Raw genomic sequence first — 10,309 nt, 5'->3', positions numbered from 1 at the left:
GCATCGTCGGACTCGGCGGAGTAATCGGTGATGGCGAGTGTCACGATGGCAGGCAGGGGATACATGCTCGAGGCGGCCACGAGCGACTCGACAGCCCCGGAATCGTCGGCGTCCCAGGACTGCACGAGCCCCGCGAGGCCTTCAACCGGTGAATTCGTGCCGGCCCAGTTGTTCGTCTCGGGAGCAACGGAGTCGTACGAGATCGGCGTACATACAGGTTCTGGAGCCGGAGTGGTCACAGGCAAGACGGGCACGTCACCCTGCGAAATCGGCACACCGCAGTCTTGAGCCGCCTGCGCAGCGGGGGAACTTCCGCCGAACAGGACGACGGCTACGAGCAGGGGCGTCAGGGCCAGCATTGCCAGCCGAGGTCGTTTGCGCGCAATCGCGAGGCCGGCGACGCCGCCGACGAGCAGGACAATGGCGATGACGACCCAAGGAAGAACTTCTGCGGAGCCTGTGTTCGCGAGACAATCTGTTGTGGAATTGATGTTGATCCCCCTGGTAATTTGCGCGATCCTGCAGCTCAGATCGACTGCTATCGATCAGCATAGAGGTATGTGCGCGCAGACCATGATCACCCAATGTGACGCCGCGTCTCCGTGTCAGCACGGCCTGCTCAGCCCGACAGCCGTCGCCTCAGAGACGAAGCCATCACACCCGTGCGCCCCCGGAACGAGTCGCAATACCCCGCACCCATTGCACGGGCGAGAGCTCGCCGGTTCGGGCTGAACGCGAGCCGCAGCAGATGCGCCTTCGACTCCTCGACCAGTCGCCGCAGCACCCACGACGGGTCCTTGAGCAGGTAGCGCCGCGTCAGTGTCGTGCCGTTGCGCGCGATGTAGTACACCCTCTGGGGCGAATGGTAGTTGTAGCTGAACTGTCGGCCGAGCACGCGCAGCGGCCGCCCGAACAGCCGCGCGGGGTCGCGCCGACCGAGTTGATGCCGGATGTCGCATCCGGCACCCACGAGCACGTCGAGACCCGCTGCACGCGCCCGAGCCGTGTATTCGCTGTCGACGCCGTCGATCACAAGATTCTCATCGAACTCGCCAATCGACTCGATTGTCTCGCGGGCGATGACGAAGCCCGACTGCATCGGGTCGAAAGCCACCGCCAAACCGGCCACCTCACCCCGTGTGTGCACCGGATGCCCGCTATACGACGATGCGACGACGAAGCCGACCCTACGGCCGGCCGCGCGGGCCTTGCGATAGGTCGCGAGCGCCCGTTCGGCGTAATCGTCGACCGGCACCGAGTCCTGATCGAAAGTCACGAAGTAGTCGGGTCGCCAACTCTCATCCGCCGATCGGATGCCCGCGTTCAGGGTTGCTGCGATGCCCGCGTTCTGAGGCCGCCGAATCACGCGGGCACCTGTGGCCTCGATGGCGTCGAGCCGGGCGGCGAAGTCGCCAGGAGACCCGTCGTCGACCACCACGACGTGTTCGAATTGCGCGGCCAGCAGCGCTGCGGTGGCAACCAACTCGGCATCCGGGCGATACGAGGCCACGATCGCGACGACGCCGGAGACAGCCTGCCGCTCACTCGACACGGGTCTCTTCTTTCTCGCGGCGCAGCTCGCGGAACGCCGGCACCGCGAGGGCCGCGCACAGCACGGCCTCGCTGAGCGCCATGCCGAGGGCGATGAGCGGCGCGTGCCCCGACAGCCCGGCCACGAGCATCGCGGTGATTCCGAGTACGGCCGAGATGAGCGTCCAGCGAAGGATGAGTCGCTGTCGGCCCGCGGGGATCAACACGTTGCGCATCAGGGGCGTGCCTACAGACAGAAAGAAGAAGGCGATGCCGTAGTAGAGGCACACCTCGACCGTCGCACGCGCCTGCCCGGCGAAGAGAATCTCGCTGACCCAGGGCCCGGCGAGCACCAGAATCACCAGTCCGGCGGCCCCGAGGCAGACGTGCGACCAGAGGGCGAACGTGTGCCGTTGCCTCCTATTCGAGACTCCGGGTTCGATGGTCCAGCTCTGAAAGGCGTTGCCCAGCGCGACGACCGTGAAGAGTCCGAAGCGGTAGAGCGTGTCCGCCGTCGACAGGCTGCCGGATGCGAGGGGGCTCGTCGACGCCGTCGCTATCGGCGCAGGGGTGGATGCGTAGGCACTGCCCGCCATGCTGATTCCGGCGGTGTGACCCTGCGAGCGCAGATCACGCAGTGCTGCGCCGAGCGGTCGTGGCAGCCACACTCCCCCGGGCGAGAAACGGAGATGGAACAGCACGAGACTCACAATCGTTGCGGCCGCCAGCACCACCGTGTAGCCCCAGATCTGCTGGGTGGCGAGCAGCAGGGGCACGGCGACCAGAGTGGCCGCGAATCTCGGGATCGTGTCGAAGAACGCGAGGAGCCGAGGCTGCCCGAGCCCGATGCAGAACCAGGCCGGCGACATGCCGACCAGAGCGGTGGCAAGCGCCATCGACACGGCCTCGACGCGGAACTCCGGCACGGCGACGAGTGCCGCGATGACCGACGCGACCGGCAGCGCGAGAACCAGCAGCACGATGCGCGTGCGCACGCTTCGGAGGTAGACCGCGGCCCTCTCGTCGGGCGTGATTGCACGGGCGATAGCCACGGGACCGTCGACATTCCAGCCCCACATCAGTGCGGTCGCCGCGAAGGTGCCGATGGCCTGGCCCGAGATGACGCTCGAGACCCCGTCGGCGCCCACGATGCCTGAGACGATCGGCAGAAGGAGGAACGGCGTGATGAGCGAGAGGAGCGGAAAGACCGTGAAGCCGGAGAGGCGCAGCAGAACGGTCTTCATGGTGATTCTTCGTCCTCGAACATGGGCGGAAAGCTCCCCCGATCCTACCGGCGGAACTCGGCGGTCACGCGAGGACGACTAGCGGCGGAACGAGGAGACGGCCTCGATGACGCGATCGACCTGACCGTCGGTCATTCCGGCCCACAGGGGCAGCCGCACCAGGCGATCAGAGAACTGTTGGCTCGCGGTCAGTTCACGCAGGCGCCGACCGTGGCGCCGGCCCGCGGGCGCCGAGTCGAGCGGAATGTAGTGGAATGTGCCGATGACGCCGACCGAGCGGAGATGAGCGAGCAGTGCCGCCTGATACTCGTGATCGGGGGCCTGAACAAAGAACAGGTGCGCCGGGTGGCGGCGATCCGCGGGCACCTCCATCAGGCGCACATTCTCGGCGGTGGCCCAGACGGGCAAGCGCGTGGCGTAGCTATTCCACACGGCGTGCCTCTTCGCCTGGATAAGCGTGAAGGACTCGAGTTGCGAGTCGAGCACGGCGGCGTTGTACTCGCTCAGGAGGTAGCTCGACCCGATGTCGACCCAGGTGTACTTGTCTACTTGCCCGCGCAAAAACCGGCTTCGATTCGTGCCTTTCTCACGCACTATTTCGGCCCGCTCGACAAGCGACGGGTCGTTGATGAGAATCGCACCGCCCTCGCCGCAGTGCACGTTCTTCGTATCGTGGAAGCTCTGTGCTGCGACGATACCGAACGTGCCCAGCTGCTGGCCACGGTACGTGCCGCCGAGACCGTGCGCGTTGTCTTCGATGAGGGCGAGCCCGTGCTCGTCGGCGATAGAGGTCAGCGCGTCGAAGTCGACTGCGACTCCTCCGTAGTTGACCACAGAGATCGCCCTCGTTCGCGCGGTGACAGCCTCTGCGACCTGTTGTGGATCGATGTTGCCGTAACGCAGGTCGACGTCGACGAAGACGCAGGTGGCCCCGGTCAGGGCGACCGCATTCGCCGCCGACGGAAACGTGAAGCTCGGCAAAATGACCTCGTCGCCAGGGCCGAGGTCGAGCAGCTTGCTCGCCAGCTCGAGAGCGTGCGAGCCCGACGTCGTCAACAGCGCCGCACGGGCGCCGGTGATATTGGTGAGACGGTGCATGGCCGCGCGAGTGAAGTCGCCGTCGCCGTGAGCATGATCTCCGTGCACCACGCGCGCAAGATTCTCCATCTCTCGAGGCGCGTGAAACGGCTTCGAGAACAGGATGTCTGGGGTCATCCGTCAGCGGGCATCGAGAAGCGTGTTGAGGTATGCACCGTAGCCGCTCTTCACGAGAGGAGCCGCGAGAGTTCGAAGCTGCTCATCCGAGATCCATCCGGCTCGCCACGCGATCTCCTCGATGCAGCCGATCTTGAACCCCTGGCGGTCTTCGACGACGCGAACGAACTCGGTGGCCTGAACCATCGACTCGAATGTTCCGGTGTCGAGCCAGGCCGTTCCGCGGTCGAGAACCTGCACCCGCAGATTTCCCTGGTTGAGGTATCGCTCGTTGACGGTCGAAATCTCGAGTTCGCCCCGGGCGCTGGGCTCGATCGTCTTGGCGATCTCGACGACCGAGTTGTCGTAGAAGTACAGACCGGGAACGGCGTAGTTGCTCTTGGGCTCTTCGGGCTTCTCCTCGATCGACACGGCCACGTTGGCATCGTCGAACTCGACTACGCCGTAGGCACGCGGGTTGGCCACGTGATAAGCGAAAATCAGGGCACCGCCGAAGGCCGTGTTGTTGCGCAGGCTCGAACCGAGGCCCGTTCCATGAAAGATGTTGTCACCGAGCACGAGGGCGACGCTCTCGTCGCCGATGAACTCCTCCCCGATGATGAAGGCCTGGGCGAGCCCATCTGGAGACGGTTGAACGGCGTACTCGAGGCGGATGCCGAGATCGCTGCCGTCGCCGAGCAACGCCCTGAACTGTTCGTTGTATTCAGGCGTTGTAATGATGAGGATCTCGTTGATGTCGGCCATCATCAGCGTCGAGAGGGGGTAGTAGATCATGGGCTTGTCGTAAATAGGCATCAACTGCTTGCTGATGCCCTTTGTGATGGGCCAGAGCCGGGTGCCGGAGCCGCCGGCGAGAATGATTCCGCGCATGGTCGAGAAGTCTACCGGGGAGCCTCTCAGGTAGCCTCATTGCGCACTGATAGGGTCAGAGCCACGGACAGTTCGTCGTTTGTTCGTTCCGCCCCGCGGCTTGTCCACCCGGTTCTCACAGACCTGTCGCAGGTCCCGAGCGGAATTCGAACCCATACGCCCTTGTCCCGTGGGCTGCAGTCTGCAGTGCACTCGGGAAGTATTTGGAGACTGATGACAACCCTCAGGGTGATCATTGATCAGATGGTGGCGACAGTACCGGGGGGAATCGGTCGCTACACAGAAGAACTGACACGTGAGTTGATCGCCACGGCACCTCGCGGTTGCGACGTCGAAGGCATCATGTCGAAGGTGCCGACTGACACCTATGACGAGACGCTCGCCCGGCTACCCGGACTCGCGACTCTCACGCAGCTGCCGTTGCCCCGCCGCGAACTGGCACGAGCCTGGCAGCATGGATTTTCGACCGGGGCGAAGGGCCGCGGCATGATCCACGCCACGAGCCTGCTCGCACCGCTACGCAAAATCGACAGGGTCAACTCGATCGGTGAGCAGGTGGCCGTCACGATCCACGACGTCGTTCCGTGGACCCATCCCGAGACGCTCACGAAACACGGCGTCGCCTGGCACAAGGGGCTCGCCAAGCGCGCGCGCCGCTACGCCGACGCTATCGTCGTGCCCACTCACGCCGTCGCGGCCGAGTTGCACGAATTCGTGAACTTCGGCGATCGCGTTCGAGTGATCGGAGGCGCTGTCAGTTCGAAACTCGTCGTGCCCGAGAACGCAGACGCACGCGCTGCCGAGCTCGACCTGCCGGCAGAGTACATGCTTACGGTGGGCACCCTGGAGCCCCGCAAGGGCCTCGCTCCCCTGATCGCCGCCCTCGCGCGCCCCGGAGTTCCCGACCTGCCGCTCCTCATTGCCGGCCCCGACGGCTGGGGAGACCTCGATGTCGCCCGCGTCGTCGCAGAAGCCGGCCTTCCCCCTGAGCGCGTGCGCACCCTAGGATTCGTGTCCGACTCCGATCTCGCGCTGCTGCTCGACCGCGCGTCGCTTTTCATCTACCCCAGCCTCGCCGAAGGATTCGGCCTGCCCGTGATCGAGGCCATGAACTTCGGCACCCCCGTAATCCACTCCGACGTGCCGGCATTGCTCGAGGTCACGGCCGGAGCGAGCGTATCGGTCGAACGAGGCGACGCTGCGGGCTATCCCGAACGGCTGGCGGAAGCGATCATCCGTGTGTTGGGCGACACAGAGCTTTTCGAGCGGTTGTCGGTGGGCAGCTACGACAGGGCCCGTGCCTTCAGCTGGCGCGATTCGGCCGAGAAAGTCTGGCAGTTGCACGCCGACCTGTAGTTCTGCAGCACCGAAGTTTCGGAGACTGCTCCCCTACTGCGCGGCGGTCTTCGACGAGCTCAGCACGAGCGCGTCCGCCACGGTCTGGTGAACCGTGGCCCAGTCGGGTTCCTCGGGGTCGATCAGCGGCGGCACGAGCTCGACGTTGTCGATGGGAAGATTTTTGGTCTTCATCGCGAGGTCGAGAAAATACGCGAGAGTCGATTGCGGAACGTCGGTCTTCACGACGTCAGCTCCGGCGGATGCGATGCCCTGGAACTTCGACAGCACGTTGGCCGGCTGAAACTGCGTGAGGATCGCGGTCTGCAGCTGGCGCTGGCGACCCATGCGGTCGTAGTCGCTGGTCGAATGCCGCGAGCGCGCGTACCAGAGCGCCGTCGTGCCATCCATGTGCTGCAGGCCCGGCTCGATCCACCCCTCGACCTGTTCGAGGTTCTCGTCGCCGCCGATCGGCAGTCGCTCGCTCACCTCGATGTCGACTCCGCCCAGGGCGTCGATGAGCTGCGCGAAGCCCTGCATGTCGATCAGCACGTAGTACTGAATGGTGATGCCCAGCGCGCCCTCGACCGCGTCTTTCGTCGCCTCGACACCGGCGTTCGACCCTTCGGCCTCGGCATTCGGGTACAGGTCTTGGTCATAGGCCTCGACGCGGGGGTAGAGGAAGCTGATCTGGCAGTCGGAACCGCAGTCGTAGACGCCCGTCTCGTTCTCGTCGTAGTCGGAACCGACCAAGGGCGAGTCTGCGGGGAAGGGCACCTCCTGAAGGTCGCGAGGCACGCCGATCATCGTGGCCCGGCCGGAGTCGGCCTCGATGCTGACGACGGTGATGCTGTCGGGGCGCAGCCCGTCGCGGTCGGCGCCCGCGTCACCGCCCAGAAGCAGGATGTTGTAGCGGCCATCGACGGGAGGTTCTGCGGCCGCCTGCACGGCGAAGATCGAGGCCACCGTGTCGCGGGTCACGTTCACGAGGTATGCCCCGTAGCCCGCGCCGCCCGCGAACAGCACCAGGAGCACCGTGGTGAAACCGGCGATCCAGCCGCGCGCCTTCGGGCGGGTGCGAACGAGGCGAACGAGGCGCAGGGTGTCGAGCGCGAGTATGACCCAGAGAACAGCGTAGGCGGTGAGGATGATCTGCACGGCCCAGAGGCTCCAGGTGTTCGTGAACACCGAGAAGATCACCTGGGGCCAGATGAGATAGACGATGCCGGCGACGATCGCCAGGCCGACGAGGGCGAGCGTGCAGCCGAGGCCGAAGCGGCCGAGACGCCTGCTGCCGGCCAGCACCTGGGCGGATCCGGGCAGCACGAAGTTGAGCACGACCAGAACCCAGGCGCGAGCGGTCATCACTTTGGGAGAGGCCACATCCGGATAACGGATGGGTGCATTGACTGTGGTCATAGGCGCGCCTGCAGGTCCTGGTTCTTCTGTTCGACGAGGGCGGTCAGAGATTCGCGGTAGTCGCCGAGCTTGCCGGCGAGCGTGTCGTCGAAGGTCGACAGGATGCTCAGGGCCAGAAGCCCGGCGTTGGTGGCGCCCCCGATCGAGACCGTGGCGACCGGGATGCCTGCGGGCATCTGCACGATCGACAGCAGGGAATCGAGGCCGTCGAGCCGGGCGAGGGGAACGGGCACGCCCACGACGGGGAGCGTCGTGACAGCAGCGATCATGCCGGGCAGGTGAGCGGCTCCCCCGGCACCCGCGATGATCACTTTGAGGCCGCGCTCGCGAGCAGTGCGACCATAGTCGATCATCTTCTCGGGCGTGCGGTGCGCCGAGACGACCTGCACCTCGTGGGCGATGCCGAAGTCGGTGAGCACGGCGACGGCGTCGGCCATCACGGAGAAGTCAGAGTCTGACCCCATGACGACACCGACGAGGGGCATGGAAGCGGGCATTTGCCCATGCTAAAGGTCAGTTCTGGAAGAAAGCCGCTGCGGCACGCGCCTCGAACACAACCTGGTCGAGGTCGTCGCCTCCGGCTGTGACATGTCCGACCTTGCGACCGGGCCGCGGAGCCTTGCCGTAGTTGTGGAATTTGACGGTGGGCTGGTCGGCGAACGCGGCCGTGTAGCGATCGGCCAGGGTGCCGGATGCCTGCCCGCCGAGCACGTTCACCATCACCGACCAGGTGTCGCGGCATCCGGTGGCGCCGAGCGGCAGGTCGAGAACCGCCCTCAGGTGCTGTTCGAACTGGCTGGTGGTCGATCCGTCGATGGTCCAATGGCCCGTGTTGTGCGGGCGCATCGCCAGCTCGTTCACCAGCAGGCGTTCGTCGGTGGTCTCGAAGAGCTCGACGGCGAAGACTCCGGTCACGCCGACTCCCTCCGCGATCGTCGTGGCGATGTCGGCGGCGACGTCGGCCACTCGACCGGCGCTTCGCGGGGCCGGGGCGATGACCTCGGCGCACACCCCTTCGCGCTGGATCGACTCGACGACGCGCCAGAGCTGCAGCTCTCCCGACGGTCGACGCGCGACCAGCTGGGCGAGCTCGCGGGTGAAATCGACCCGCTCTTCGGCGAGGAGCGCCCCGCCGTTGCCGTCTTCGACGAGGGCGAGAAACCAGTCGGCGACCTCGTCGACGTGCGACACGACGCGCACACCCTTGCCGTCATATCCGCCGCGGGGCGTCTTGACCACGGCAGAGCCGCCGTTGTCTGCGATGAACGCAGCGAGTTCGGCGGCATCCGATACCGCAGCCCAGATGGGAACCGGCACGCCCAGCTGCTCGAGCTTCTCGCGCATGAGGATCTTGTCTTGCGCGTAGAGCAGCGCGTCGGGCCCAGGATGCACGGCATGGCCGGCCTCGACCAGGGCGTGCAGGATGCCCTGCGGCACATGCTCGTGATCGAAAGTGACCACGTCGACGGTCTCGGCGAAGGCGAGAACCGTGTCGAGATCGAGGTAGTCGCCCACCTCGCTCGCGGCGAGCGCCGCAGACGACCCGGCGTTCTCGGCGAGCACCTTCAACTCGAGGCCGAGGTTCACCGCCGCGGGAATCATCATTCGAGCCAGCTGACCGCCACCGATAACCCCTACGCGATTATTCACGCGTTCAGCTTAGTTCGGGCGACCCAGGATGCCGTCGGAGTGCTGCGCCACCCAGAGCTCTGCGAGGTGCAGGTCGGCCGCCTGGTGGATCTCGACGCCGTCGACCGTTTCGATGATGAACGGGCCTTCACCGTGGCCCGAGGCCTCGCGGATGCTCGCCACGTGCTCGTTGCCGACCCAGACCTGTTCGAGTTTCTCGCCTTTGAATTCCAACATGACCCGAGGCTACTCCGATCGGGCAGGCTGCTGCTCGTCCCACCATGGGTCGCCGGCGTCTGGCCGCCGAAAACGCACCGCCTGAGACGGCACGTGCTGCGACTCGAGCAGGTCGCCGATCACCTCGGAGACGAGGTCGGCGCGGGGCACATCCCTCAGAACGGCGAACTCTCCCGGGCCGGTGCCGATGCGCACGTCTCCCGAGCGGAACATCGCCTGCAGCACCGATTTGCGCACGGTCAGGCCGCCGGCGCGCACCAGTATCAATTCGCTGCGCGTGTTCACGAGCAGGCCACGGCGCACAATGATGCGTCGCGTAGTGATGACGTAACGGGTGCTCAGCCACTTCACCGCCGGAACGAGAAAGAAGAGAACGGCAAGCAGCGCTCCCGCGGCGAGAACGGCCCAGTTCTGCCAATCCTCCAGAAACCAGTTGGAGAAATAGCCCGTTGCCCCGGCCACGGCGATCACGAAGATCGTCGGAAAGAACAGGCGCCGGCCGTGCGCGCGAAACTTCGCGACCACGCGCTCGGGTTCGGCCGTCTCGGGAACCGGGCCCGTCGCATCCGGTGCGCCCTGCCCGGGCTGGCCCGGCGCGGTTCGACGCGGGGTCTGGATGCGTTCGGTCGCCACGGTCTCGCCGTAGGCCGACGGCGCCGGGGCCGGCACAGGGGGCGTCGCGGCCGAACGCCCCGCGCCGGCGTAGACCTCGGTCGGCGCGTCGGATCCGTGGATGAGCGCGCCGTAGCTCGGGCGCGGCTCGTTCGGGGCGGACATGGGCCTAGTGAACCTTCAGGTGCGTGATATCTGCTGCCGCCACGACGACTCTC

The 10,309-nt window shown here is 65.9% G+C and carries 12 protein-coding genes; 2 read left to right on the top strand and 10 right to left on the bottom strand.

What is annotated here, in order from left to right; genetic code table 11:
• The coding region (locus ACE5CZ_RS07445; protein ID WP_374946695.1) for a hypothetical protein at nucleotides 1-275 on the bottom strand (275 nt) is incomplete at its 3' end.
• A 9-nt stretch (nucleotides 276-284) separates the two neighbouring features.
• On the opposite strand from ACE5CZ_RS07445, the gene ACE5CZ_RS07440 reads away from it, so the two are divergent.
• Nucleotides 285-554, top strand: a complete 270-nt coding sequence (locus ACE5CZ_RS07440; protein ID WP_374946694.1) for a hypothetical protein — start codon at nucleotides 285-287, stop codon at nucleotides 552-554.
• 65 nt (nucleotides 555-619) lie between these two features.
• Here the strand turns inward: ACE5CZ_RS07440 and ACE5CZ_RS07435 are convergent, their stop codons facing one another.
• The 4 genes from ACE5CZ_RS07435 to rfbA form a co-directional block, all read right to left on the bottom strand.
• A complete protein-coding gene (locus ACE5CZ_RS07435) occupies nucleotides 620-1,552 on the bottom strand; it encodes a glycosyltransferase (protein ID WP_374946693.1) in 933 nt (310 codons plus the stop codon).
• Entirely contained in the window at nucleotides 1,542-2,774 is a 1,233-nt protein-coding gene (locus tag ACE5CZ_RS07430) for a polysaccharide biosynthesis protein (protein ID WP_374946692.1), read from the bottom strand. Before ACE5CZ_RS07430 ends, ACE5CZ_RS07435 begins: the two co-directional genes overlap by 11 nt.
• A gap of 78 nt (nucleotides 2,775-2,852) precedes the next feature.
• Nucleotides 2,853-3,989 carry a dTDP-4-amino-4,6-dideoxygalactose transaminase gene (gene rffA / locus ACE5CZ_RS07425; protein WP_374946691.1) on the bottom strand — a complete coding sequence of 379 codons (1,137 nt, stop codon included), beginning with the start codon at nucleotides 3,987-3,989 and terminating at the stop codon, nucleotides 2,853-2,855.
• Between the two features lie 3 nt (nucleotides 3,990-3,992).
• A complete protein-coding gene (gene rfbA / locus ACE5CZ_RS07420) occupies nucleotides 3,993-4,859 on the bottom strand; it encodes a glucose-1-phosphate thymidylyltransferase RfbA (protein WP_374946690.1) in 867 nt (288 codons plus the stop codon).
• A gap of 213 nt (nucleotides 4,860-5,072) precedes the next feature.
• Between rfbA and ACE5CZ_RS07415 the strand changes: the two genes are divergently transcribed.
• Nucleotides 5,073-6,215, top strand: a complete 1,143-nt coding sequence (locus ACE5CZ_RS07415) for a glycosyltransferase family 4 protein (RefSeq protein WP_374946689.1) — start codon at nucleotides 5,073-5,075, stop codon at nucleotides 6,213-6,215.
• A gap of 33 nt (nucleotides 6,216-6,248) precedes the next feature.
• Here ACE5CZ_RS07415 and ACE5CZ_RS07410 read toward each other — a convergent pair whose 3' ends face one another.
• From ACE5CZ_RS07410 to ACE5CZ_RS07390, 5 genes are read right to left on the bottom strand one after another with little or no spacing between them, the layout of a single operon-like run.
• Nucleotides 6,249-7,613 (bottom strand): LCP family protein, encoded by a 1,365-nt coding sequence (locus tag ACE5CZ_RS07410; protein ID WP_374946688.1) that lies wholly within the window; start codon nucleotides 7,611-7,613, stop codon nucleotides 6,249-6,251.
• Nucleotides 7,610-8,110, bottom strand: a complete 501-nt coding sequence (purE, locus tag ACE5CZ_RS07405) for a 5-(carboxyamino)imidazole ribonucleotide mutase (RefSeq protein ID WP_374946687.1) — start codon at nucleotides 8,108-8,110, stop codon at nucleotides 7,610-7,612. The genes ACE5CZ_RS07410 and purE overlap by 4 nt, the downstream gene beginning before the upstream one ends.
• A 16-nt stretch (nucleotides 8,111-8,126) precedes the next feature.
• Nucleotides 8,127-9,263 (bottom strand): 5-(carboxyamino)imidazole ribonucleotide synthase, encoded by a 1,137-nt coding sequence (locus ACE5CZ_RS07400; RefSeq protein WP_374946686.1) that lies wholly within the window; start codon nucleotides 9,261-9,263, stop codon nucleotides 8,127-8,129.
• A 9-nt stretch (nucleotides 9,264-9,272) separates the two neighbouring features.
• Complete coding sequence (locus tag ACE5CZ_RS07395; protein WP_374946685.1) at nucleotides 9,273-9,479, bottom strand: hypothetical protein; 207 nt, start codon at nucleotides 9,477-9,479, stop codon at nucleotides 9,273-9,275.
• 9 nt (nucleotides 9,480-9,488) lie between these two features.
• Entirely contained in the window at nucleotides 9,489-10,256 is a 768-nt protein-coding gene (locus ACE5CZ_RS07390) for a PH domain-containing protein (protein WP_374946684.1), read from the bottom strand.
• Nucleotides 10,257-10,309: the final 53 nt, after the last annotated feature.

This window comes from Agreia sp., from assembly GCF_964263775.1.
In the GTDB taxonomy this organism is placed as follows: Bacteria; Actinomycetota; Actinomycetes; order Actinomycetales; family Microbacteriaceae; genus Agreia.
The sequence above is the reverse complement of the archived record's forward strand: the minus strand, read 5'-3'. Positions and strand labels throughout refer to the sequence as shown.